Raw genomic sequence first — 23,441 nt, 5'->3', positions numbered from 1 at the left:
GCCACCGGCGAAGCGTTTTGTGGGTCGCGTCCCGCTGAGCGACTTTGGTAAGCGCGCTCGCCGCGTGTAGGCGCCACTGGTACTCGCGCGAAAATCACCGTTCTGGCTCATGCGGGTTGTTCGTTGCGTGCCTGATGGACCAGCGTTTTGCAGGGGGTCACCACCATACGGGCGCTCAAATCTCCGCTTTAGTGAGCTGCGGTCGTCTCTGGGTAGATCCGTCCTGACTGAGCGCTGCCTGCCAGATATCTGTCGGTACCAAGGCCGTCCAACCGTCGCGCTATGGCGTCGATCTTCTCCTGCTTCGCCTTGATCGCGGCCTCGGCCCGCTCGATACGCGCTAGCAACTGCGCGTACCGGGGCTCACTCTCGTTCTCTTCCATCGCAGGGCCTCCTTGTCTCGCGCTAGTCGGCAAACGCTGTCAGCTTGTCGATCCACGCGGGCCTGTCCGGCGAGGGCTCGCCTAGCTCCGCGGCAGCGGTGGCTGCTTCCCGGTGCGTTGCGTCGATCTCCGTGCGCAGGTCCATTACCCGGTGGTACGCGGCCTTGTCTGCGAGGAACTGCCGGTAGCGCTCCGCCCTCGCCAGTAGCTCGTCGGCCTCCGCTTCGAGCCCGTCGACATACGAGGAATAGCGCTCCAGCTTGGATCGCGCTTTGTGCTCACGCCGTTCCTGAGCGGCCTTCTCGCGTTCGGCGTCTCGCGCTTCCAGCTTCCTCAAGTACCCGCGCAGATGAACGGCTTGAGCAATCAGCTTGCCCTGCTGCGTTGGCGCCATGTCAGTGAAGCCGAGGGCATTCATCAGAGGTCGGGCCGGGCCATGGCCGCGTTGCTGTTTGAAGTGCGTGCTCAGTGCAGCGGAGCGTTCATGCTCAGACGGCTTATGTAGTGAGTGATTGCCGTTCATCTGTTTCGACAACGTCCGCAGTTTTTGCTCAGCTTGCGCCCGGCTGTAAGCGCCCGTCAGGCGCTCGCCGGCCACCGTCAGCGGGTAGTCCGGGCACTCGAATGGATCGGGCCAGATGGAAGCGGGATCGCGAACCATCGTCAGATCCGGCTTGGTCTTGGATTTCTCGGCGGCACTCATCATTCTTTCTCCCAGTCTTCGGCCAGCGTGTAGTCGCTCGCGCCGTTGGCCCAAGGGACGCGGACGTCATCGGGCGACCAGGTGCGCTCCGGCTCTCCTTCCCAGTCCTCGGCTAGCGAACCCGCGTCGTTCGTGACGGTTTCCCGCTCCCAGTCCTCGGCCAGCGAGTAGGAGGGCTCAGCCTCTGTTCGCTCTGCGTTGACCCTCTGCGCGCCGTCGATCGGCACGGCAGTCGTCGTCACAAACACTCGTTCCATCTCATTCCTCTCTCTTGCGGTTGAGGGGCAGCCGGTTTCCCGGCCCGGTTCCGCGCCTTCAGGAGTATTCCCGAGAGCGCCTTGCGCCGCCCGATGTTGGCGACAAGTCCTGCGACCGCATTGGCGCGGTCGTCGTGGCCTCCGGGCCCATGGTCGATCTGATCGCGTCCGCTGCGGCTCGTTCGGCGCTCCAACCCGATCAATTGCCGAGACAGCACTTCGCAGGGCGGTAGCTCCACCTGCCCGGAATTGAGCGCCGCGAGCATTTCCAGATACAGCCCGCTACGGTCGAGGTCCGATACGTCATACTGGATGCCGTGCTTCGCGAACTCGTCTCGCGGCCAGCGGCCCGCGTACCTGTCGCCCACGACGCGGCGGACGCCGTAGCGGCCCAATGTGCGCGCGTATTCCTCAACGATCGCGGCTGGCGAGCCCTTGAGCCCGGTCGATAGGTCCACCACCACCGCGTCGTCCTCCCGGTGGCCGATCGCCAAAGTGAACTCGTCTCCCCCGCCGCCCGCCGGGTCCACGAAGGCGACGTATTGGACGCCCGTCGTAGGCGGCAGGTCGCGCGGCTTGGGGCGCGAGCAATCGGCCACCAGCCCCGGGTCGATCAGCGAGGATATGTCCGTGCGGAACTCGGCGAGATACTCCGCCCGCGCCGCTTCCGGGTCTTCGGCCATGGCGTCGTCGATGGCAGATTGAGGCAGCGTAGGGTTCATCGTCCGTGACGGCGCCTGCGCGACCAAGACCCGCTCGCTGTTTGAGCCGTGGTGGCGCTTGAAGGCGCCCCACAATACCCCGCGCTTCGCGTAGGGCGAGGAGAGCGCCACAAGCTTGCCGTCTAGCGTCGCGAGCGCGGGTCGAAGCGCGGTGATGATCTCGCGGTCCGGGCTGGCGCCTTCGACTTGCCAGAACGCGATTTCGTCCGCGATGACTGCCGCCAGAGTGTAGCCCCTGACTTTTCGGAAGCTGGCCGTGTGGACCTCGATCGCAGTCCGGTTGCGTAGCTCCAAGCTGTCCGAGGTCTCGCGCAACACGAGCGGCGCGAGCAAAGGATGAGCGAACATCGCCCGGATGTAGCGGAACAGCGTGCGCGCCTGCGCTCGGTCCGCCGCGATCAGCGCGACGGTGGCCCACTCCCCCGGCGAGAGCTTAGGGCGGTGGTCCCGGAACACGGCCTCATAGGTCGCGATGAGCGCCGCCACGTGGCTCTTTCCGCCGCGCCGCCCGATCGCCATCCACAACTCGCGGAAGGAGCCACAGGCGCCCACGGAGCGCGCCGTAAGGGCCTCGACGGTCTTTTCGGAGCGGGCGGAAACGGGAAGGCCGTAGAACGCTCCAAGCAGCGCTCTCCACGCCTCCCAGCTATCGCCCCCGAAGGTGTCGCCGAACAACTCTGGGTCGCTCATCGCCTCGACAATCGTGACCGACGGCTCAGCCATGAGCGACCTTCTGCGACCGTCCGCGCCGCGCCTTGCTGTCGAGGTAGTCGGTAATGTCCTTCACGTCGCGCGAACGGCGCTCAAGCCCGAGGCGCGAGAAGATGCCTTGCAGCGAATTGGCGGCCTGCACCCATTGGCCCGGGTCGAAGTCCTGAATGCGCCCTTCACCCAAGGACGCCTCTTGTGCCTGTAGCCAGTATTCGAGCCAGAGCGCCCGCTCGATCAGCGAGCGTTGCGCGTAGGAAAGCCGGTCCGGTCCGCCGAGGTCTTCCGTGACCTCCTGCCACCGGGCCTGCATAATCGCGCCCAGCTTCGTGCGGCGGTCCATCTCCCCGATATATCCGGGGCGGAACTTCTCGGGCACGCTGGGCTTTGGCATTACACTCCTCCGACTTCTGGGCCACACTAGCTCACAAATAGGGGGTCCTATCGGGTGTTTGCGCGGATCCTGACTCCGAACGCTAACGTATATATATGGTATCTAAAAGTACTTTACCCACAATATGGAGGATGGTTGGTCCTCCGTGGGCGATTTCGGGGTAGGGGGCAAAAGAAATGCCCTTCTTTTGCCAATTCGCCGCAGAAGTCTTGAAAGCCCGGACCCTCAGACCCCGATCAGCTCTGTCGCGGGGAGGGGGCCGGAGGGGCCCCGGACGGAGGAAGGAGAGCCGCCGCGCCGCCCGCGCCGCCTCTAGCTCGCGTTTCACGTAAAACGCGCCGCCTCCCATATTCGCGCCGCCTGCCCTAATAGACATATCCTAGGAATTACTAGTAATAACATATTGTTACCGACTGCCAGTGAAACGCCAAGGAAAAGGCGGCGCGGGCGGCGCGCCCGAAAAGAAGTTGTCTCAATTAGACCCCATTTTCGCGCCGCCTGACGCCCCAAGGCGGCTCGCCTAGAGCGGTCCATTTCCGCCCCTTCTATTGGCTTCCTCAACCACCTCGCGATCCATCTCCTTCTTGGCTTCCGGATCGGGGTTCACGTACCTCCGCGAGTGTCGGCGAGGCCCGCTGGAGAACTTCCCCCGGGTCGTCCACCCCGCTCGCTGGAGCATCGCCCCGACGCGCATTTGGTCTTGCTTCGACTGATCGCCGGTCGGCTTCCCCAGCAACTCGAGAACGTCGCTCGTGGCGACCTCCTTCACGTCGCTCAGGCAATCCAGAACCGTTGACCATGGATCTTCCTCGGAGCGTTGCTCTGCGGCGCGGACTTGATAGGCGGCAGCGTCGCCGCGCAGGTGCCACGGCTCGCCTTTCTTGAACGCGTGCATCGCCTCCGCCCAAAGCTGATTCCGGTCCTCAAGAAGCCTCTTCAGGTCGATGGTCGTGACGCGGACAGGCCAGAACCGCCGGTTGCCCGTTTCGTCTTTGAGGTAGTCGCTCTTGTTGGTCGATCCGGCGAACACGCACCTCCGAGGCATCTCCACTTCGCTACGCCCGTAGGCCGGTCGATAGCGATCCACTTGGCGGGAAAGGTAGCCTTTAATGTGTTCAACCTCGGCGCGCTTCATTGCGGAGAGTTCGCCCAGTTCCACGATCCAACTGCCGCGCAAAGCGGACTGCGCGTCTTTGCCCACGAACTGTTGCAGCGAGTCATTGAACCACGATCGGTGCCCGCTGGGCTGCTCACGCCCGTCCGCGAGGATGCGTAGTGCGGTTGACTTGCCGATACCTTGCGCGCCTTCGAGCACGAGGCAGGCATCGGCCTTGCAGCCCGGCTCCATGGCCCGCGCCACCGCCGATATCAAAAACCGGCGCCCGACCTCCGACACGAACTTGGCCTTGGCCCCGGGGGCGTCGCCCTCTTCGTCGTCAACGTCAGCGCCGCAATGGTCGATTAGCCACCGGTCGAGCCGCTTCTGGCCGTCCCATGTCAGGGCTTCGAGGTAGTGCTTCACCGGCGAGATGATGTTTTGCTGCGCGACGTTCACCGCCGCATCATGAACCGTCAGTTTCGCCACGCGCGGAAAGCCGTTGCGGTTGAACCACCTCTGGGCGGCCACGTCGTCGCCGTCGCTCCACTGGCGGTGGCGAAAAGTCGATCTGGGCGTCCTGGACCCGGGAACGGGATGCAGTAGCATCATCTCGTCCCGGAACTCGTCGTACGCGATCAATGCCTCTCCGTCTGGGTTCCAATCCGGTGAGTCCTCCATGACGCGCGCGACGTTATCCACGTTCGGCGCGAGAGCCTTCTTGCGCTTCGGCGGATCAGCCTCCGGAGCGTGCTCGATCAACTCGTTGAGCGCGGCTTTGATGCTTTCGTCGCTCTCGCCGTTCTCGCGCCGCTTCGCCACCCAATCGCTCAGGTCGCCTTTCGACTGCGCGCCGGGCAACTCGACGACCTTGACCAAGTGGGCCGCGTCCTCGATGGAGCGCGCAACCATATCGGCGTGCTGGCGTCCGCGTTCGTCGTTGTCCGGGATGACCGCCACGCGGAAGCCGCGCAGGTGTTCCGAGAACTCGTGCCGCCACTTTAGCGCGCCACACGGATTGCACGTCGCCGGGAAGCCCAAGTCGCGAGCCGTCTCCACGTCCTTCTCGCCCTCAACGACCAAGGCGAGCGGATCGGGCTGCTGACGCGCCTCTACAAGTTCCGGCAGGCGATAGAGAAGCCAATCCTCATCCCCGATGCCGGGAAACTCTTCGCGCTTCTCCTCCAGCTCGAAGCGCTCTTTCGGGTGGAGCATGTTCTTGCGGATCGTGCGCCACACCTGCTCGCCACTACCGTTGCGGCCTTTCTGGGTCGTGAAGGCATAAGTCCCATCGGCGTGGTGATAGTCGTGCTGTCGAATTAGCTCGGTCTGGAAGTTCCAGCGCGGGCGGTCGACATCGCCACTATTACCGCTGCCGCGATTGGCTGAAGGCTGATAAACCTTTCCACCGTCAGCATTTTCAGCGATACTATCAAGGGGCATAGCCCCCTCCTTGCTGTTGTGAAATTCGCCCGCCCCCGGTCCCTCGCTGGGGGCGGTTTTGTTTCGATGGTCCGAGCGGTCAGTCATCGCGCTGCCCTCCGGTCGAACGGGTACGCGTCCAGAGCGTAGAGCGGTTCTCAGTCGGCCCGGCTTCTTTCCAAGCGCCGGAAGGCGGCGGCGTCCTCTCCCAGTTCAGATCTTCGTGGGGGCCGAAGTAGTATCTGTCGAAGGTCGCCGTGGCCTCGAACCCGCCGAAGCGGTAGACTGTGAGATACTGATCGGTCGACGGGCGAACGGGGTGGACGGTCTCTTCCGTCCCGTTCTCTGTGAAGCGATAGGTGACGAAGAACTTGGCCAGCGGCTCGCCCCATCCCTCCGGGAAGCGGGGGTCATGGCCGTCCTGCGCCGTCTCCCGTCGCAGCTTGTCAGCTTGGCGAACAATCTTTTCCGCGCTCTGTTGGCGCCGCGAATGCCGGTTGGCGTCCTCGATCATCTTCTCGACCGAGGTCTTGCGCTCGATAACCTGCTTATCCATTGAGAGCGCCCTCCGTGACGGAGACGCACCAATTGCGAACCTGCTGGAGCGACCAAACGCGGTTCTTCCCGTGCTTGGAGGGAGCGGGGAAGGTGCCTTCCGCAAGGCGCGCATCGAGCGCCGTACGGGATAGGCCGGTAAGGATTGAGACCTCCGAAACACCGATCAGCGACCACATCGGAAGGCGGTCATAATCGGGCATGGTGTTCCAATCGGAGCGCGCGCGGGCGCTGTTCACCGGCGCGGTGTTGTAGGAGCGGGCGGGCTCGACTTCTTGACGGGGCATCACGGCCTCCTCTCGAAACGGTCGAGGGAGTGCGCACACGATCCCTCGACGCTTGCTGCGTTGAAGAGATCGTCATTGCTCGGAGGTTGCCGATTTCCGGGCGGCTGCGTGGAAGCCTGACGAACCGGGCATCGACCCCGGCGATTGCGATGCTTGCACAAAGGCCGTTTAACCCCGCTCTTCGGCGAGCGGGCAGCCTGACGCTAAATAACCTGAAAACGCCCCTGAGAGAAACCCCCTTCTGAGTCTAAGAGGGTGCGAAAAGCCTTGAAGCGAGGTATTCAGAAAACGCTTCGTGGCGGCACCCATAGAGGGGCCTGCGCTCGCATGGTGTTGATTTTACTGGTAAAATGGAGGCGAGTACCGGAATCGAACCGGTGTACACGGATTTGCAATCCGCTGCGTAACCACTCCGCCAACTCGCCAGAGTGCTGCATGACCTAGACGTTTGATTTCCTCGCCGCAAGAGGTGATCGGCGTCGCACGCGCGTGCGGCGCCCGCGTCTCGCGCGGGAGCTTCGCCGGGTGAATTGCGGCGGGCGCAGAAACGCGCGCACCGCGCGAGGCGGACCTTGCCGCCGCGCCTGCCTTGAATGACCGAAAATCCATACTCGGCCGCGCCGGTTCCTCAGGCTGCGGCGGGCTTGGGCTCTGGTTCCGGGCGTTCCCGGAGTATGCCGGGCTTCAGCACCAGCGCCGTCGCCAGCGCGACGGCGGCGGTCGCGGCGAACATGGGCACCGCGCCGAAGCTGTCGGCCGCAATGCCGGCAATGGCAGGGCCTCCGACATTGCCGAGAGCCGTGACCAGGAGCGCGGCGGTGAAGCTCAGCGAGGGGATGGCCGGGAACAACCGTTCGGACCACATCGACAGGGTCGCGCTGAGCATCATCACGTAGATGCCCTGAAGTCCCGCGGAGACGATCAGCCCAGGCCAGCTCTGCGGCACAAACGCGATCAGCGCGATCGAGGTGGCCGCGCCCACATGCAGGAGGCGCAACAGCCAGGCCAGGCCAATCCCGGATTTGACGCGTGCGGTCGCCAGCCCGATCAGTCCGGCGGCGCCGTAGGCGCTGAACACGATGGCCGCGCTGGCCTCCGCCGGGAGACCGGGCAAGCCGCCGAGACCGGACACGCGGTCCGCTGCGAATGTGACGTAGATGCCGTTGGTCACGCCGAAGGACGCCGCGACGAGGAAGAGCGGAATGGCCGATCGCTCGGCCAGTCGCTCGGCCATCGCGCGGGTGACGCCGCCGTCGGGGCCGGTGGTATCGGACAGGGCGATGAAGTTGGCGAGCGCGGCGAGCCCGCTGGCCAGGGCAAAAGCCGCCCAGGCGAGGCGCCAGTCGAACCCGCCCAGCACCAGCGCAAGCGCGAACACGCCGGCACCCATGACGCCGACGGCCGTGCCGCTGCTGATGACCGACAGGGCTTCGGGCCTCTCTTCGTCGTAGAGCGCTCGTTTGGCCGCGTCGTTGAAGGGGGTCCATGCGAGGCCCGCGCTTGCGGACGCGAAGAACACGCCGAGTGCGAGCATGAGCGCGTTCGGGGCCATCGCCGCCGTGGTCAAGCCGAGAAGCGCGAGCACCATGCCGGCGACGATCGGCGCACGCGGGCCGAAGCGCAGGATCATCAGGTAGGAGCCGATGAGCCCCATCAGAAACGCGGCGAATCCAGCGCTGGAGATCAGGCCGGCCGTGCTCGTCGAGATGCCGAACTCCTCGCGGAATTGCGGCAGGAATAGCCCGAAGCCGACACGCGCCGGGCCGAACGCGATGGCGGTGGCGGCCGATCCGGCGGAGGCAACTCGTGTCAGTGTGCGCATCGGACTCTCCGTTGATTCCGGGCGGAGCGATGGCGCGGGGGGCTTGGTTCCAGAGCACCGGTTTCCTGCGACGCAGCATCGCAGGAATCCGCTTGCAGCGGCGTGTCGTGACAGCTCGCCGCCGCCTCAAGCAAGCTCTGCGTCATGTCCGGAAACCCCTGCGGGATGGTGCCGGCCTCGGTGCGTCGGGCCGCCATGACGTTGCGAGCCATACGCGGCGGTTCGGGTGCGCCCGACAGCGTGCCTTAATCTTCTGGACTTACGCCGACGTCTCGGCGTGCAAATGTATGCAGCGGCGGTGCGAGTCTTTCCAATAAATCAACTGCATAGAGCAAACGCTGGATTGAGCCGGTGCCTCGGTTCGGCAATGCATAAAGGTTAAAAAATCGCAAAAAAGCTACACCATTATTCGCCACAATGTGGACTCGGGAAATATTCAAGATTCAATCGTTTAGACGCATAACATCGGTCGGAGCGCGACTTCGTGGCAGATAAGGGGGCGTTTGGACAAGCTTCCGGAAGGGTCTGCCACATTTTTGCCCGGCCGAATCTTACCCTTCTCTCCAACAGAAAAAACATATCCGGGTGTGCATAGTCCGGAGTTTCGCGATGACCTCGCACGACATAGTGGCAGCGGCCATCAAGCGCCTGCAGCACGTCAGCCTTCTGAAGCCGCCTTGGGCTGTATCCGCGGTCCGGTAGGACCGGCTGCCACCGAACCAACCTGATCTGACGATCTGGCCCGCGCTGCGTCCGTCCGCAGCGCGCACGTGATCCCGTTTGCCGTTGCAGACCGCACCCGCCCGGGGCGCGGACCGGGATCGTGGTGCCTGCTCGTCCCTGAACGAATGTGCATGCGATGACTTACACGATACAAACGTACGGGCCCGCCGGTGGAATGGCGGACGCGCGGCTTTTCGGTGGCAATGTGCTCGCGCCGCGCGGCGCGATGACCGGCGACGGCTCCTACGCCGAGGCGATCGACCAGCTCGGGGTCACGGACCTGCGCTATCCCGGTGGGTCGCTGACGGAATTCTATTTCGACATCTCCGATCCAGACGCGACGCGCGCCACCCATGGCGTGACCGGGGAGGTCATCGATTTTATCCCGCTGTCCGAATTCATGGCGTTCGCCGGTGCGAACGGGCACGCCGTGAACATCGTGATCCCGACGCGGGATCAGCTGTCGGACCGCCGCGACGCCGACGGGCACCGCGTGCCGCAGATCGATGAGTCCGAGCTGCGCGCGTTCGTACGCGACGTCGCCGGCGGCGCCTACGGCGACGCGCGCGTCGCCAGCTTCGAGATCGGCAACGAATACTGGGGCTCCGGCATGATGAGCGCCGCCGAGTACGGGCGGTTGGCGGCAGAGATGGCGACCGTGATCGACGAGGAACTGGCGCGCGTGCCGGGCGGCGAGGCCATCGAGATCGCCGTGCAGATGGGCACGAACTTCAATCACTCGAACCTGAGCGCGGAATTCCACGGCATGGCGGCGCCCGACATCCTCGCCGCGCTCAACGCCGCCTACGATCTCGATCTCGGGGCCGAAGTGGTGCGCGGCAACGGCGAGGTGAACTGGGGCCTCGTCGCCAACCGGATCGTCATGCAGCCATTCGACACCGCCGAAGAAATTTCGGCCGTCGATGCGATCGTGGCCCATGTCTACTCGAAGGAGCCCGCGGTCGACGGCCAGCGCGACCTCGACCTTACGACCATCCGCGAGACGTGGGGCGCCGATGCGCGGTTCGAGGGCACCGGGATCCACGTCACGGAGTGGAGCCAGTCCGGGTCGTCCGGGCATTTCGACGACCGGGCCGACTACGGCCTGCACCAGGCGCACGAGATGCTCAACATCGTCGAGGCCTTCATGGCGCAGGGCGTGACTGCGGCGCAGGTCTGGCCGCTGATCCAGAACACGCCGAACGCGCTGTCCTCCGGGTTCGAGTTCACCGCGCTGAACGCGCCCGGCGTGTTCTTCCGCATGATGGCCGACGCGTTGCCGGGCAAGACGATGGTCGACCTCGACCCGGCCGACAGAGGCGAAACCGAGGCCCAACTCGGCCCGGTCCACGTTCATGCCTTTTCGGACGCGAACGAGACGGTGGTCTACATCGCCTCGGACAGCGCGCGGACAGAGACCACGCGCATCGATCTGTCGGATCTGCTGTCCGGCCCCGCTCTGGTGCACGCGATCCTGCTTGGCGTGGCCGATGGCGCCGAAGCCGGGCACAATCGCTCGGAGGTTCAGCTGGAGGAGCTGGCCGCGGCATCGGTCTACGAGGACGGAATCGTGACGGCCACGCTTGCCGAGGGCGAGATCCTGCAGCTTCGGATCTTTGCCCGGGCGCCCTCGGAGGCCGTCGACACGCCGACCCCCCACGCCGCCGATCCGCGCGAGCCGGCGATGCCGGAGCGGAGCGTGACGGGGAACGGGGATGACCGGGTCATCGGCGGGACGGGCAACGATACGATCGGGGGCAAGGACGGAAACGACGATATCGACGGCGCGGCGGGCAACGATCTGCTCGGGGGTGGTCTCGGCACCGATACCCTGACCGGCAATGCCGGCGCGGACACGATTGGCGGCGGGTTCGGCGACGACCTGATCTACGGCAACGATGGCGCCGACCGCCTCGCCGGCGGGGCCGGCGGCGATTTCCTCGTCGCCGGGACCGGAAACGACACCGTGGGCGGCTCGTACCATCACGACCGGATCATCGGCGACGACGGCGACGATAGCCTCGGCGGCGGGACCGGGCGCGACGTGCTGCATGGCGAGGCGGGCAACGACTCGCTCGGCGGCGGCGAGGGGGACGACACCGTCATCGGGGGCGATGGCGACGACTTCCTCGCCGGGGGTGGTCGCGATGATCGCGTCTGGGGCGGCGCGGGCGCGGACACGATCAACGGCGGCGACGGCGACGACGTGCTCGTCGGGGGCACCGGCGCGGACGTCTTCGTGTTCAACGACCTCATCGCCGGAGAGCGGGACCAGATCTCGGACTTCGCCCTCGGCGCGGACCTGATCCGGCTGTCGGGTGTCGAGAACGCGCCCGGCTCGGGGCTCGCCGGCCGGTTCGAGGCGCTGTCGCTCCACGACACGCCGACCGGCGCGGTGGTGGAATACGCGGGCCACCGGATCGAGCTTTCGGGCGTGCGGGCGGCCGATCTCGGCGTGGACGACTTCCTCTTCGTGTGACACCTGCCCCACCGAAGGCGTGGCGAGGGTCGGTACGCCCGAGACGTCGTCGCGCTGGATTGCGCGGTTCGGATCGGCCACCATCGCCCCGCTGCAAGTGGGGAACACATCATGACCGAAACGACCGGAACCGCGACGCCGACGGTGATGATCGACAATGCGCGCGTGCGCGTCACCGAGTGGCGCTTTCCGCGCAAGGGCGACAACACCGGCTGGCATCGGCACGCGGTCGACTACGTCGTCGTTCCGCAATTCGACGGAACGCTCGTGATCGAGACCGAGGGCGGCACGCGCAACGAGGCGCACCTGAAGACCGGTGTCCCCTATTTCCGCGAGGCGGGCGTCGAACATGACGTGGTGAACGGCAACGACTTCGAGTGCGCCTTCATCGAGATCGAACTCCTCGATCCGAAATAGGCCCGTGCGGCCAGGGACGGCCCGATATCCGGGCACGGTGCCGGTGCGACCGCGACGCCGGAAAATTTTTCTGCGCGAATCGGCAAGAACGCGGACGCTGTTGTGGCATCGTTTGCCAAGATCGACGCACCGGCCCCGATCGCGGCGCCGTGGAGGAGTGACATGTCAAAGCCCGAGCCTCGCCTGTCCGGCGGCGACAGATGGCAGCAGACCGTCTCCAGCACCTATTTCGAGCTGGAGACCGAGTATCACGACCGGGAATCGTTCGGCGGCGACATGCAGCGCTGGTCGCTCGGCGTGATCGGCCTCAGCCGTATCGAATGCGACGGCGTGCTCTATCGCCGTCACCGGCGCCACTTCCTCAATGAGCGCGACAGCTCACTGCTGATCGCGATCCCCGAGAACGAACCGGTGCACTTCACGCAGAACCGCCGCCGCACGTCTTGTGCCCCCGGCGGGCTGCTCGTGGAACGGTCCGATGCTCCCTACGAATACTGGCACGCCGGGCGCAATGCGCAGTGGGTGGTGAAGGTGCCCACGGCCAGCGTCCTCGCGCGGCTCGGGCCGACCGATCGTCTGGGCGGTCTGACGCTCGACGCGCAGGAGGGCGTGGGCGCCTACTTCCTGTCCAGCATGCGCGCCGCCGTGAGCCACGTGGACCGGCTCGACGCGCCGGGGCGCGAGGCGGCGGGGCGGCACCTTCTGGATCTGCTCTGCCTCGCGATCGAGGGCGACGCGCGGGTGCTGCGTTCGCAGCGCTCGTCGGTTCGGGCCGCGCATCTCTACAGGGCGGAGCAGGTGATCCGGGATCACCTCAAGGATCCCGAACTCGGCCCGCAGACGGTGGCGGACGCCTGCGGTATCTCGTTGCGCTATCTTCAGGATCTCTTCGCCGAGACCGGCAACTCGGTGAACGGCTATATCCGAGACCGCCGCCTCAGCCGCTGCGACGAGGAACTGCGCGCCGCGCCGACCGGCCTGAGCGTGGCCGAGATCGCCTATCGCTGGGGCTTTGCCGACCAGTCGCAGTTCTCGCGTCACTACAAGGCCAGGTTCGGCCGCACGCCCACCGCCACCCGCAAGGAGGCGGCCCGGTTCCGCGGCGCAGGCTAGCGCCGCCGGTATCCAACAACGAGTTCAGCGCGTGCCACGGCGCGCGGTCCGCCCGTCGGGCGGCCGCCTGCCTGTGTCCGTGCGCCAACAGGAGAGAGTTCGCATGAGCAAGACACGCGTGGCCGTCGATGTCGGCGGCACCTTCACAGACATCTGCATCATGGACGAGGGCACCGGCGAGATCCGGATCGAAAAGACCGCGTCCACCCCGTCGGACCCGATGCAGGCCATCATGACCGGCATCGAACAGGGACGGATCGACCTGTCCGATGTGTCGATGTTCTCGCACGGAACGACGGTCGCGACGAACGCGCTGATCACCCGCAACCTGCCGCGCACGGCGATGGTCTGCACCGAGGGATTCCGCGACGTGGTCGAGATCCGCCGCGCCAACAAGGAGGACCTCTGGGATACCTACAAGGACGTGGCCAAGCCCTACATCCCGCGCCGCGATCGGCTGACCGTGCGCGAGCGCGTCGATGCCGAGGGCCGCGTGCTCGAATCCCTGAACGAGGACGATGCCCGCCGCGTGGCGCGCATCCTCGCGCGGCGCGGCGTCGCGTCGATCGCGGTCTGCTTCATGAACTCGTACGTGAACCCCGAGAACGAGCGGCGGATGCGCGACATCCTCAAGGAGGAGATGCCCGACATGCCGGTATCGATCTCCGCCGAGATCATGCCGGAGATCTTCGAGCACGAGCGCTTCTCCACCACGATGGCGAACGCCGTGGTCTCGCCGGTGGTGGTCGATTACGTCTCGCGGCTCAGCGACAAGCTGGCCGAGGGCGGCTACGAGCGCGAGCTGCTGCTGCTGCACACCGGCGGCGGCGTGATGACACCGCACGCGGTGCGCGACTTCGCCGCGCGGCTCGCCGGATCGGGCATCGCGGCCGGCGCGATCGCGAGCCGCTTCATCGGCAATCTCTGCGGCTTTCCGAACACGATCGGCTTCGACATGGGCGGCACGTCGACCGACGTGTCGGTCAGCTACGAAGGCAAGCCGCGGATTACCAAGGACTGGTACATCGAATACGGCTTCCCCATCCGCTTTCCCTCGATCGAGGTTCTGACCATCGGCGCGGGCGGCGGGTCGCTGGCCTGGAAGGACGAGGGCGGGTCGCTGCGCAACGGACCGCAATCTGCCGGCGCCGACCCGGGGCCCGCGTGTTACAAGAACGGCAACGAGGTCGCGACGAACACCGATGCCAACGTGGTTCTGGGGCGCCTCGGCACCTCGCTGGCGGGGGGCAAGATCACGCTCGACCCCGAGCTGGCCGAGGCCGCGGTGCGCCGGACGGTGGCCGAGCCCTTCGGGATGGAGCTTCACGAGGCGGCCGAGGCGATCGTGCGTGTGGCGAACGCGAACATGGCGAACGCCGTGCGCCTGCTGTCGATCACGCGCGGCTACGATCCGCGCGACTTCGCGCTTTGCGCGTTCGGTGGCGCGGGCGCACTCCACGGCGCCGCGATCGCGCGCGAGCTGTCGATCCCGACCGTGATCGTGCCGCCGAACCCGGGCGTGACCTCGGCGCTGGGCTGCCTGCTCGTCGACATCCAGCATGATTTCTCAGACAGCTTCATGCAGCCCGCCGCGACGACCGATCCGGCCGATCTCGAAGCCGCGTTCCGCCGCATCGAGGACGACGCCCGCACGCAGCTCGAAAAGGAGGGGGTGTCGCCCGCGGACATGGTGTTCCAGCGCTCGTCCGAAATGATGTATCACGGGCAATGGCGGTCGCTCGAGGTGTCCGCTCCGCCCGAGATCACCAGCATTTCCGAACTGACCGACGCGTTTCACGCCGCACACGAGCGCGAGTACAACTTCGCGCGCCGCGACGCGCCGGTGTCGCTCTTCCGCGTTGCGGTCAAGGCCACCGGCGTCGTGCCCAAGGCGGAGCTTCCCAAATCGGACGTGAAGACCCACAGTCCCGAACCAGCGTCGACACGCGCGGTCTGGTTCGACGGCACCCGCCATGATGCCGGCATCCACGTCCGCGATACGTTGACGGCGGGCGCGGAAATCACCGGTCCGGCTGTCGTCGAACAGGTCGACTCCACCATCGTTGTCCCGCCCGGCATGCGCGCCGAGGTCGACGCCTACATGAACATCCGCATCCACACGAAGGGCTGAGCCATGCGTGACGCGAACACCCAACCGCTCGATCCGGTCACCTTCGAGGTGCTGAAGAACTCGTTCATCACGGCCGTCGACCAGATGTCCGAGCAGATGCTGCGCACCTGCTACTCGTTCGTGATCTATAACCGCGACTTTTCGAACGGGTTGCACGATGCCGACGGCAATTCCGTCGCGCAGGGCAACCAAGACATCGCCGTGCATGTCGGCACACTGCATTTCACATGCAAGGACGTGATCCGCGTCTTCGGCGGCGAGATGATGCCGGGCGACGTCTATGCCATCAACGATCCCTATGCCGGCGGCACGCACTTCAGCGACGTCCGGCTGGTGCGGCCGATCTTCGACGACGACACGCTCGTCGGCTTCTCGCAATCGAACGGTCACTGGTCGGACCTCGGCGGGTCGGTGCCGGGGTCCTTCGACGTCTCCGCCCGGGACATGTTTCGCGAGGCGGTGCGGATCACGCCGGTCCGGCTCTTCCGGCAGGGCGAGTTCTGCCATGACGTGGCGGGGATGATCGCGGCGAACACCCGCGATCCGGCGTCGATCATCGGCGACATTCACAGCCAGGCGAGCGCGACGCAGGTCGCCGAACGCGAGGTGCTCCGCCTGATCGGCAAGTACGGACGCGACGCGGTGCTGCAGGGCATGGAAGAGGTTCAGGACTACGTGGAACGCGCCGTGCGCCAGCGCATCTCGGCGCTGCCCGACGGCACCTGGGAAACGGTCGACTACATCGACCGCGACCCGGGGCAGGGCGAGGGCATGATCCCGATCCACATCAAGATGACGATCAAGGGCGACCGGATCCTTTACGATTTCGCGGGCAGCCATCCAACGATCTCGTCGATCTACAACTCTGCGCCGGGCGCGACCTTCTCGGCCGTTGTCGCGGGGATGAAGACCTTCTTCCCCGACCTGCCGCTCAACTCCGGGTTCTACCGGGTGATCGATATCGACGCTCCGGACAATACCGTTGTCAGCGCCGAGTGGCCGGTGGCGGTGACAGGATTCCTGATGCCGTTCGAGAAGATCATGAACGCGATCTTCGAGATGTGGTCCGAGATCATGCCCGATCGCGCCATCGCCTGCGCGTTCAACCTCGAATACCTGCTTGCGGGCGGCACCGACCTGCGCACGCCCGAGAAGCCGATGTTCATGTTCTACGAATGGCTGCCCGGCGGCTGGGGCGGCCGCAACGGCAAGGACGGCTCGGACGTGACGACCGCCTGCTTCGGCACCGGCCTGATGTCGCAGCCGAACGAGGGCAACGAACGGGTCAATCCGACGCGCACCTCCGAGTTCCAGATCCTGCGCGACAGCGCCGGGCCGGGGAAATGGCGCGGCGGCTGCGGCGTGCAGAAGACATCGGTCCTTCTGGAGAGCGAGAACGCGGTGATGTCCTACATCTGCGACCGCGAGCGCGCGGTGGTCTGGGGCGTCGAGGGCGGGCTGCCGTCCATGCCGCACGGCCTTTCGATCCGCCGCGAGGGCGAGACCGAAGCGAAGTGGCTCGGCTCGGTCTTTTCGGACTATCCGGTCTCCACGGGTGACGAGTTCGCGCGTCCGACCGCGGGTGGCGGAGGCTTCGGCGACCCGCTCGACCGCGACCCTGCGCGCGTGCTGGAGGACGTGATCGACGACTACGTCTCGATCGAGCGGGCGGCGCGCGACTACGGCGTCGCGATCCGGGAGGTCGACGCCGAGCTCTGCGAGTTCGAGATCGATGCGGACGCCACCGAGGCCATGCGCGCCGAGATCCGGGCCGAGCGTGTCGGTTGGGCGCGGATGGATCCCGAAGCGGTCGCGAAACTCTACCGCGACGGCGAGATCGACGCGCTCGACGCCGTGCGGCGCTATGCCGTCATCCTCGATTGGGAGAGCGGGGCGTTGCTGCCCAAGACAACCGAGCAGTTCCGCGAAAGCTACGAGAAGCGCACCGTCGTGAACTGGACCTGACAGACGGCAAGGTGACCCGCCTTCGGCCGGGTCACCTTGCCAACGTATCCGCGGCGGCCAGTGCCGTTGCCAGAAGCGCCGCATCCCGACCCCTCGGCGCCGAGAGCAGCAGGCTCACCGGCAGGCCAGCGGCTCCCGTTCCCATCGGCATCGCGACCCCGGGCATGTCGAGGAAATTGCCGAGCATCGTGTTGCGCAGGGTCAGCAGATTGACCCGGTGGAACAGGGCGCGGTCGGCGTCGAGCGGCGCGATCTCGGGCGCGACGTGCGGAACCGTCGGAAACGCGAGGAGCGCATCGTCCAGAACGTCGGCGGTCTGCGCCACGAGACGTTTGCGCGCCCGCTGCAGCGTGATGACGTCGAATGCCGACATCTGCGCCCCGCCCATGATCCGGTCGGTCACGCGGGGATCGACGCGGGCCCCGGCCTCGCTTTCGACCAGGGTGCGATGCTCCGCGTAGGCGTCCGCGGCTGCCAGCGATCCGTGCTGCGCGGCGAGCGAGGCGCTGAGCGCGAACGGCGCGAACGGCGCGCGGTCGATCAGGGCCCCGGCAGTCTCCAGCGCTGCGAGCGCCGCCTCGAAAGCCTCCGCAACTTCGGGTTCGATGTCGTCGAAGACGATGGTTTCGGGCACGACGATCCGTTGCCCGCGCAGGCCGGCCGGGCGCGGAGCGACGGGCGCCCCGCCGCGCAGCGCCGCATCGAGCGCCACGAGATCCGGAACCGAGCGCGCAAGCGGTCCGACCGTGTCGAGCGTCCGCGACAGAGGGAATACCCCCGCGTCGGGAATCCGGCCAGAGGACGGCTTGTATCCGAAGATCCCGTTCAGCGCGGCGGGAATGCGGATCGATCCTCCGGTGTCCGTGCCCATCGCGCAGGGCACGAGGTCCGCCGCCACCGCCACGCCGGACCCCGAGGACGACCCGCCCGGCACCCGCGGCTCGTCACGGCCATGCGGGTTCGCGGGCGTGCCGAAATGCGGATTGAGCCCGAGGCCCGAATACGCGAACTCGGTCATGTTCAGCTTGCCCATCGACACCATGCCGGCCTGCGTCAGGCGTTCGGCCACGCGGCAATCGCGGACCGCGGGCGCGGCGGCGCGGCGCGTGTCAGACCCGGCGGTCGTGACCTCGCCGGCGAGGTCGAACAGGTCCTTCCATGCCACGGGCACACCGTCGAGCGGCGACAGGGGCCGCCCGGCGTCGAGCCGCGCATCGGCGGCGCGCGCCTCGGCCCGGGCCCGATCGGCGGTGACGCACAGGAAGACAGGCTCCGTCTGCGCCGCGATCCGCGCCAGGCAATGCTCGGCGAGGTCGCTGGCGCGGATCTCCCGTCGGCCGAGCGCTGCGCCGATCTCGGTCGCAGGAAGACGTGCGAGGGTTTCGAGGTCGCTCATGGCTGGACTTTCGAATTGAGGCGGGCATTCAGGCCCGCGCGCTGCGGTCGGCCGATGCTGGAACATGCATGCGCGCGGGCTGCGCGGTCAGCTGACCCGATCTGCCGCATCCGCCGTGCGGCCCGGCGTCGGTTCTCCGATGAACGCGGACAGCGAGCGGAGGATCCTGCTCTTGTCGAGCCCGCGGGTGATGAAGACGATGCGCGACTCCCGGTCGTCGTCGGGCCACGCGTTCAGATGCATGGGCGGATGCACGACGTGCTGAACGCCGTGGATGACCACCGGCGTGTCGCTCTCCCGCACGTTCAGGATGCCCTTCACGCGCAGGATTTTCTCGCCGTGGGCGTGCAGAAGCGCGGTCAGCCAGACGCCGAACGCGGTCCAGTCGATCCGGTCGGGGTAGCGCAGGACGAACGACTGCGTCCCGGCCGTATGGTCGCTGTGATGGGCGTGTCCGTCTGCGCCAGCCTGTTCGGACAGGGCCAGCCAGCGCGACACCTCGGCCGCGCGCCGGGCCGCGTCGCCGACATCGTCGCCAAACAGGAACTCGGGGTCGAACCCGGCCCCGGTCGACCGGGCCATCGGCGTCAACGGGTTGAGCGCGGCGACGCGCGCCTCGACCGCGGCAAGCGCGCCGGCATCGGCGATATCCGCCTTGGTCACGAGGATTCGGTCGGCGACTGCGATCTGTTTTTCAGGCTCGGGATGGGCATCGAGCGTCGCGGCGCCGTTCACGCCGTCGACGCAGGCGACGATGTTGCCGATGCGGAAATGCTGCCGGATCACCGGCTCCGCCGCGATGGTCGACACGATGGGCGCGGGGTCCGCCACGCCGGTCGTCTCGACGATCACGCGGGCGAAGGAGGGGATCGCGCCGCGCGCCGCCTTGGCCTGCAAGTCGCGGATCGTCTCCTGCAGGTCAGAGCGCACGGTGCAGCAGATGCACCCGGAGTCGAGCAGCAGAACACCCTCCTCGACCTCCTCGATGAGCAGGTGATCGAGCCCGACCTCGCCGAATTCGTTGACGATGACGGCGCTGTCCGAGAACGCCGGCGCGCGCAGGATCTCGCGCAGGAGCGTCGTCTTGCCGGAGCCGAGAAAGCCCGTGACGACGTTGACCGGGATCATGATCCGCGTTCCATCGCCGCGATCCAGTCTTCGTCGAGCGGGTCGACCGGCCCACCCCTCAGCCGGTCAACCGCGCCCCACACCGACTGCAGGTCATCGACGATCTCCTGCCGGCCGGTCGGCGCGCGCACCAGGTATGCGCTCGCCTGGAAGTCCGATACGCTCATCCGGACCGGCGCCAGTGCGGCGTTGACCAGCCGGGCGCGATGCGCGCGCTCGGCGCGGATCGTGCGCCGCCCAGTTCCGGTGAAGGCGCCGGGATGCGCGTTCGTCTCGGTCCAGTGCACGATACCCAGAAGGCCGCACAATCCGCACATGCCGCGTCGTCCTTTGTTCGAGTTCCGGTTCTGATCGGACGGCCGGCGTCGGGGGGGAGCGCCGCCCGCCCGCTCTCGATCAGCGCGGGTGGCGCTTGTCGAAGTCGTCGGCGATGGAGTCGAAGGTCGTCCACTCCACGCCCGGATGGCTGCTGATATGGTTGAACAGCCGTTCGAGCATCAGAAGCACCTGCGGTTTGCCCGACACGTCCGGATGGATCGTCAGCGTGTAGACCGCGTAGTCCATCTCCCGGTAGACCCAGTCGAACTGATCGCGCCAGATCTCCTCGAGGTGGCGCGGGTTGACGAAGCCGTGGCTGTTCGGAGCCGCCTTCATGAACATCATCGGCGGCAGATCGTCGAGGTACCACGATGCCGGGATCTCGATCAGGTCGGTTTCCTCGCCGCGCACGAGCGGTTTCATCCACTCCTCGGCCGGTTTGGAGTAGTCGATCTTGGTCCAGCTGTCGCCGACGCGCACGCGGTAGGGCGTGAAGTCGTTGTGCATCAGCGAGTGATCGTACTTGATGCCCTTCTTCAGAAGCAGCTCGTTCGAGACCCGGCTGAATTCCCACCAGGGCGCGACATAGCCAGTGGGCCGTCGGCCGCAGAGTTCCTCGATCAGGCCGATGGACTTGTCCATGACCGCCTCTTCCTGCTCCGGCGTCATGGCAATCGGGTTCTCGTGGCTGTAGCCGTGCATCCCGATCTCGTGGCCGGCATCGGCGACAGCTTTCATCTGATCGGGAAAGGTCTCGAGCGAGTGGCCCGGGATGAACCACGTCGTCTTGATGCCCCAGCGCCGGAACAGCTCGAGCAGGCGCATCGAGCCGACTTCGCCCGAGAACATGCCGCGGCTTATGTCGCAGGGGCTGTCCTCGCCGCCGTAGGAGCCGAGCCAGCCGCCCACGGCGTCCACGTCGACGCCGAACGCGCAATAGATCTTCTTGGCCATGGGGTTCTCCTTCACTCCCTCGTTTTCGATATCTGGTGTCGAATGGCCATCGCGGTCAGGCCGCGACGACGGTGGCGCGCTCGGCCTTCCAGCGCAGGTCGACCGACGCGCCGGGCGCGAGGCCCGCGCCCTCGATCTTGTCGCGGTAGGCCTCGATGCGGATGGGGGCCATGCCGGGCAGCTCGACGGTGACGTAGACAACCTGTCCGACCGGCTCGATCGTCGACACCGTGCCCGAAATCGTGTCGTAGCCGGGCTCCGCTGCGGCCTGTCCGGCCGGCAGGATCTCCACGTACTCAGACGGCGCCACGACGAAGACCGCGCCGCCCGAGGCGACATGCCCGGCGTCGAAACTCGGGATTCCGGCGAGCGGCCCGAACGCGGTCTCGACGGTCGCGCGACCGTCCGACAGGCCGCCGAGCTTGCCCTCGATAATCTTGTTGCGGCCGATGAAGCGCGCGACAAACGGGCTCTTCGGGCGGGTGTAGAGCTCGAACGGTTCGGAGATCTGTTCGACCCGGCCGGAGTTCATCACCACCACGCGGTCGCCCATCGAAAGCGCTTCGGATTGCGCGTGCGTGACGAAGATGAAGGTGATCCCGAGGTCGCGCTGAAGGATCTTCAGCTCTTCCTGAATCGACTTGCGCAGGTTGGCGTCGAGCGCGCCCAGCGGTTCGTCGAGCAGAAGGATATCGGGTTCGGTCACGAGGCCGCGGGCGAGCGACACGCGCTGCTTCTGCCCACCGGAAAGCGCGCTTTCTCGGGCATCGCGGATATCGCCGATCTGCAGCGTCTCGATGATCGCGTCGACGCGACGCTTCACCTCTGCCGGCTCCTTGCCTCGCACCTGCAAGCCGAAGGCGATGTTTTCGGCGACAGTCATGTGCGGGAAGATCGCGTAATTCTGAAAGATCGTCGCGGTCGGGCGGTCCTCGGCCCGAACGGTGGTGAAATCCTTGCCGCGGATCAGCAGGTTGCCAGAGGTGATGCTCTCGAGCCCCGCGATCATGCGCAGCGTGGTGGTCTTGCCGCAGCCCGATGGGCCGACGAAGGAGATGAATTCGCCCTTCTTCACCTTAAGGTCGAAGGCTTCGACCGCCAGCGTACCGCCGGGGTAGACCTTCTTGAGCTTCACGAGTTCGAGGTCGTGGTCGGACATTCTCTTCTCCGGCGCGGGGCGATCGGGCAGGGGAGGAGACGGCGCCGGGCGCCGTCTCCGACATCGGATCAGGCGCTGAGGAACTCGTCCCAGCGCATGATGAGGTGATCGTATTCGTCGGGCCACTGGTGCCAGTAGCTGACATGGCTGGCGCGCTCCTCGAGGCTGCCGCCGTCGCGCGTCTCGCCTTCCTGGATGCCGCGCTCGGGCGCGCCTTCCCACGGCTTGCCCTCGTACCAGAAGCCGTACTTGGCTGGGTCCATGACGTCCTTGATCGTCGTGGTCGGCGAGTAGTAGCCCTGCTCGGACACGATGATGCCCGGAGGGCCGGACAGCCAGTAATCGGCATAGGCCTTGACCGCCGCAGCATTGGGCGAGGACGCGATCTGCGTGACGCCGATCGCCCACGCACGATACCCCTCGCGCGGGACGGCGTAGGAGCACTGGATGCCCTGTGCCTTCACCGCCATCACCGCCGGCTGCCACGCGTCGGCGAGGATCATTTCGCCCGAAGCCAGAAGGTTCACGAGTTCGCCGAAATCGCCCCAGAGCGCGCGGAACTGGCCCTGCTTCTTCTTGTCGATCAGGAAGGCCGCGGCCTCGTCGATCTCTTCACGGCTGGGGTTGCCCGGGTTCGGCACCTCGAGCATGCCCATCGAGTTCATCGCGAGGATCGCCTGGCCGAAGGCGATGAGCGGATCGACGTTGAGGCCGGTCTTGCCCTTGAACTTCTCATCGAACAGCGCCGTCCAGGTGTTGGCTTCCTCGGCATCGACGAGATCGGGGCGGTAGCCGATGGAGTCGAAGTTGTAGACGCTCGGCACCATCCAGAGCTGCGACTGCTCGTCGTCCGCCCAGATCTGGCCGGAGATCTGCGCGCGCGCCTCCATCCGGTCGTCGGTTTGCACGAACGTGTCGCGGATCGCGTTCCAGTTCTGCAGGTCTGCCACCGGGATCGGGCTGATCGTTTCGGTGATGGTCATCGCCGGCAGGCGCTCGCCGATGATCTCCCAGCAATCGTAGGCGGTCGAGCCCGACAGAAGCTCCGTCTGGGTGTTGGGGAAGATGTCGGCCTTGCCCGACACCGAGCCCACGCCCGACTGCTCCTGGAAGTTGTTGAGGATCCGCTCCTGCACCGTCACCGACAGCCCGACGGTGCGCAGCGCCTGGTCGCCGAGGCTCTGCGCAAAGGCCATCTGTGGGGTCATCAGGGCGGAGGAGCCGGCGAAGGCGCCCATCGAGGCGAGCATGCCGCGTCGCGAAAGGTGTGTCCTGGTCATCTTTGGTCCCTGTTGCTGATTGCACTCAG

20 protein-coding genes and 1 tRNA gene are annotated in these 23,441 nt (G+C 66.3%); 5 read left to right on the top strand and 16 right to left on the bottom strand.

The window, feature by feature from the left end:
- Positions 1 to 188: 188 nt before the first annotated feature.
- The 10 genes from ROJ8625_RS00675 to ROJ8625_RS00630 all read right to left on the bottom strand — a co-directional run bounded on the left by ROJ8625_RS00675 (position 189) and on the right by ROJ8625_RS00630 (position 8,349).
- Positions 189 to 383 (bottom strand): hypothetical protein, encoded by a 195-nt coding sequence (locus ROJ8625_RS00675; RefSeq protein ID WP_085789927.1) that lies wholly within the window; start codon positions 381 to 383, stop codon positions 189 to 191.
- 22 nt (positions 384 to 405) lie between these two features.
- The gene (locus ROJ8625_RS00670; protein ID WP_159456679.1) at positions 406 to 1,089 is read right to left on the bottom strand and encodes a hypothetical protein; all 684 of its coding nucleotides are present in this window, start codon (positions 1,087 to 1,089) and stop codon (positions 406 to 408) included.
- Positions 1,086 to 1,343 (bottom strand): hypothetical protein, encoded by a 258-nt coding sequence (locus ROJ8625_RS00665; RefSeq protein WP_143535001.1) that lies wholly within the window; start codon positions 1,341 to 1,343, stop codon positions 1,086 to 1,088. The genes ROJ8625_RS00670 and ROJ8625_RS00665 overlap by 4 nt, the downstream gene beginning before the upstream one ends.
- Entirely contained in the window at positions 1,325 to 2,788 is a 1,464-nt protein-coding gene (locus ROJ8625_RS00660) for a terminase large subunit domain-containing protein (RefSeq protein ID WP_200813261.1), read from the bottom strand. Before ROJ8625_RS00660 ends, ROJ8625_RS00665 begins: the two co-directional genes overlap by 19 nt.
- Complete coding sequence (locus ROJ8625_RS00655) at positions 2,781 to 3,167, bottom strand: hypothetical protein (RefSeq protein WP_085789924.1); 387 nt, start codon at positions 3,165 to 3,167, stop codon at positions 2,781 to 2,783. Before ROJ8625_RS00655 ends, ROJ8625_RS00660 begins: the two co-directional genes overlap by 8 nt.
- 520 nt (positions 3,168 to 3,687) lie before the next feature.
- A complete protein-coding gene (locus ROJ8625_RS00650; RefSeq protein ID WP_159456678.1) occupies positions 3,688 to 5,706 on the bottom strand; it encodes a virulence-associated E family protein in 2,019 nt (672 codons plus the stop codon).
- A gap of 79 nt (positions 5,707 to 5,785) precedes the next feature.
- A complete protein-coding gene (locus ROJ8625_RS00645; protein ID WP_085789922.1) occupies positions 5,786 to 6,241 on the bottom strand; it encodes a hypothetical protein in 456 nt (151 codons plus the stop codon).
- Positions 6,234 to 6,527: a helix-turn-helix transcriptional regulator gene (locus ROJ8625_RS00640; RefSeq protein WP_085789921.1), complete on the bottom strand. Its 294-nt coding sequence runs from the start codon at positions 6,525 to 6,527 to the stop codon at positions 6,234 to 6,236. The genes ROJ8625_RS00645 and ROJ8625_RS00640 overlap by 8 nt, the downstream gene beginning before the upstream one ends.
- 351 nt (positions 6,528 to 6,878) lie before the next feature.
- Positions 6,879 to 6,952: transfer RNA gene (locus tag ROJ8625_RS00635), tRNA-Cys, on the bottom strand.
- A gap of 203 nt (positions 6,953 to 7,155) precedes the next feature.
- Positions 7,156 to 8,349 carry an MFS transporter gene (locus ROJ8625_RS00630; protein ID WP_085789920.1) on the bottom strand — a complete coding sequence of 398 codons (1,194 nt, stop codon included), beginning with the start codon at positions 8,347 to 8,349 and terminating at the stop codon, positions 7,156 to 7,158.
- 859 nt (positions 8,350 to 9,208) lie between these two features.
- Here ROJ8625_RS00630 and ROJ8625_RS21245 point away from each other — a divergent pair.
- The 5 genes from ROJ8625_RS21245 to ROJ8625_RS00605 all read left to right on the top strand — a co-directional run bounded on the left by ROJ8625_RS21245 (position 9,209) and on the right by ROJ8625_RS00605 (position 17,177).
- A complete protein-coding gene (locus ROJ8625_RS21245) occupies positions 9,209 to 11,551 on the top strand; it encodes a calcium-binding protein (protein WP_234984119.1) in 2,343 nt (780 codons plus the stop codon).
- A gap of 111 nt (positions 11,552 to 11,662) precedes the next feature.
- On the top strand, positions 11,663 to 11,968 hold the full coding sequence (locus ROJ8625_RS00620; protein ID WP_085789919.1) for a cupin domain-containing protein: 306 nt from the start codon (positions 11,663 to 11,665) through the stop codon (positions 11,966 to 11,968).
- A 162-nt stretch (positions 11,969 to 12,130) separates the two neighbouring features.
- Positions 12,131 to 13,081 (top strand): AraC-like ligand-binding domain-containing protein, encoded by a 951-nt coding sequence (locus tag ROJ8625_RS00615; RefSeq protein ID WP_085789918.1) that lies wholly within the window; start codon positions 12,131 to 12,133, stop codon positions 13,079 to 13,081.
- Positions 13,082 to 13,184: 103 nt separating this feature from the next.
- The gene (locus ROJ8625_RS00610) at positions 13,185 to 15,212 is read left to right on the top strand and encodes a hydantoinase/oxoprolinase family protein (protein ID WP_085789917.1); all 2,028 of its coding nucleotides are present in this window, start codon (positions 13,185 to 13,187) and stop codon (positions 15,210 to 15,212) included.
- A 3-nt stretch (positions 15,213 to 15,215) separates the two neighbouring features.
- The gene (locus ROJ8625_RS00605) at positions 15,216 to 17,177 is read left to right on the top strand and encodes a hydantoinase B/oxoprolinase family protein (RefSeq protein ID WP_085789916.1); all 1,962 of its coding nucleotides are present in this window, start codon (positions 15,216 to 15,218) and stop codon (positions 17,175 to 17,177) included.
- 31 nt (positions 17,178 to 17,208) lie between these two features.
- Here ROJ8625_RS00605 and ROJ8625_RS00600 read toward each other — a convergent pair whose 3' ends face one another.
- From ROJ8625_RS00600 to ROJ8625_RS00575, 6 genes are all read right to left on the bottom strand, one after another.
- Positions 17,209 to 18,573: an amidase gene (locus ROJ8625_RS00600; protein ID WP_085789915.1), complete on the bottom strand. Its 1,365-nt coding sequence runs from the start codon at positions 18,571 to 18,573 to the stop codon at positions 17,209 to 17,211.
- 87 nt (positions 18,574 to 18,660) lie between these two features.
- Positions 18,661 to 19,701, bottom strand: a complete 1,041-nt coding sequence (locus ROJ8625_RS00595) for a CobW family GTP-binding protein (protein ID WP_085789914.1) — start codon at positions 19,699 to 19,701, stop codon at positions 18,661 to 18,663.
- Positions 19,698 to 20,018, bottom strand: a complete 321-nt coding sequence (locus tag ROJ8625_RS00590; protein WP_085789913.1) for a hypothetical protein — start codon at positions 20,016 to 20,018, stop codon at positions 19,698 to 19,700. Before ROJ8625_RS00590 ends, ROJ8625_RS00595 begins: the two co-directional genes overlap by 4 nt.
- A gap of 79 nt (positions 20,019 to 20,097) precedes the next feature.
- Entirely contained in the window at positions 20,098 to 20,973 is an 876-nt protein-coding gene (locus tag ROJ8625_RS00585; protein WP_085789912.1) for a polysaccharide deacetylase family protein, read from the bottom strand.
- A 55-nt stretch (positions 20,974 to 21,028) separates the two neighbouring features.
- Entirely contained in the window at positions 21,029 to 22,132 is a 1,104-nt protein-coding gene (locus ROJ8625_RS00580; RefSeq protein WP_085789911.1) for an ABC transporter ATP-binding protein, read from the bottom strand.
- A gap of 68 nt (positions 22,133 to 22,200) precedes the next feature.
- Complete coding sequence (locus tag ROJ8625_RS00575; protein ID WP_085789910.1) at positions 22,201 to 23,412, bottom strand: ABC transporter substrate-binding protein; 1,212 nt, start codon at positions 23,410 to 23,412, stop codon at positions 22,201 to 22,203.
- Between the last annotated feature and the right edge of the window lie 29 nt (positions 23,413 to 23,441).

Origin of the sequence: Roseivivax jejudonensis, from assembly GCF_900172265.1 — a bacterium.
Taxonomy (GTDB): domain Bacteria; phylum Pseudomonadota; class Alphaproteobacteria; order Rhodobacterales; family Rhodobacteraceae; genus Roseivivax; species Roseivivax jejudonensis.
Note: the sequence above shows the minus strand (reverse complement) of the source record. Positions and strands in the feature narration are given on the sequence as shown.

Coding starts and splice junctions, on each gene's coding strand:
- ROJ8625_RS00675 (WP_085789927.1), bottom strand. CDS start 383: ATGGAAGAGAACGAGAGTGAGCCCCGGTACGCGCAGTTGCTAGCGCGT.
- ROJ8625_RS00670 (WP_159456679.1), bottom strand. CDS start 1,089: ATGATGAGTGCCGCCGAGAAATCCAAGACCAAGCCGGATCTGACGATG.
- ROJ8625_RS00665 (WP_143535001.1), bottom strand. CDS start 1,343: ATGGAACGAGTGTTTGTGACGACGACTGCCGTGCCGATCGACGGCGCG.
- ROJ8625_RS00660 (WP_200813261.1), bottom strand. CDS start 2,788: ATGGCTGAGCCGTCGGTCACGATTGTCGAGGCGATGAGCGACCCAGAG.
- ROJ8625_RS00655 (WP_085789924.1), bottom strand. CDS start 3,167: ATGCCAAAGCCCAGCGTGCCCGAGAAGTTCCGCCCCGGATATATCGGG.
- ROJ8625_RS00650 (WP_159456678.1), bottom strand. CDS start 5,706: ATGCCCCTTGATAGTATCGCTGAAAATGCTGACGGTGGAAAGGTTTAT.
- ROJ8625_RS00645 (WP_085789922.1), bottom strand. CDS start 6,241: ATGGATAAGCAGGTTATCGAGCGCAAGACCTCGGTCGAGAAGATGATC.
- ROJ8625_RS00640 (WP_085789921.1), bottom strand. CDS start 6,527: ATGCCCCGTCAAGAAGTCGAGCCCGCCCGCTCCTACAACACCGCGCCG.
- ROJ8625_RS00630 (WP_085789920.1), bottom strand. CDS start 8,349: ATGCGCACACTGACACGAGTTGCCTCCGCCGGATCGGCCGCCACCGCC.
- ROJ8625_RS21245 (WP_234984119.1), top strand. CDS start 9,209: ATGACTTACACGATACAAACGTACGGGCCCGCCGGTGGAATGGCGGAC.
- ROJ8625_RS00620 (WP_085789919.1), top strand. CDS start 11,663: ATGACCGAAACGACCGGAACCGCGACGCCGACGGTGATGATCGACAAT.
- ROJ8625_RS00615 (WP_085789918.1), top strand. CDS start 12,131: ATGTCAAAGCCCGAGCCTCGCCTGTCCGGCGGCGACAGATGGCAGCAG.
- ROJ8625_RS00610 (WP_085789917.1), top strand. CDS start 13,185: ATGAGCAAGACACGCGTGGCCGTCGATGTCGGCGGCACCTTCACAGAC.
- ROJ8625_RS00605 (WP_085789916.1), top strand. CDS start 15,216: ATGCGTGACGCGAACACCCAACCGCTCGATCCGGTCACCTTCGAGGTG.
- ROJ8625_RS00600 (WP_085789915.1), bottom strand. CDS start 18,573: ATGAGCGACCTCGAAACCCTCGCACGTCTTCCTGCGACCGAGATCGGC.
- ROJ8625_RS00595 (WP_085789914.1), bottom strand. CDS start 19,701: ATGATCCCGGTCAACGTCGTCACGGGCTTTCTCGGCTCCGGCAAGACG.
- ROJ8625_RS00590 (WP_085789913.1), bottom strand. CDS start 20,018: ATGTGCGGATTGTGCGGCCTTCTGGGTATCGTGCACTGGACCGAGACG.
- ROJ8625_RS00585 (WP_085789912.1), bottom strand. CDS start 20,973: ATGGCCAAGAAGATCTATTGCGCGTTCGGCGTCGACGTGGACGCCGTG.
- ROJ8625_RS00580 (WP_085789911.1), bottom strand. CDS start 22,132: ATGTCCGACCACGACCTCGAACTCGTGAAGCTCAAGAAGGTCTACCCC.
- ROJ8625_RS00575 (WP_085789910.1), bottom strand. CDS start 23,412: ATGACCAGGACACACCTTTCGCGACGCGGCATGCTCGCCTCGATGGGC.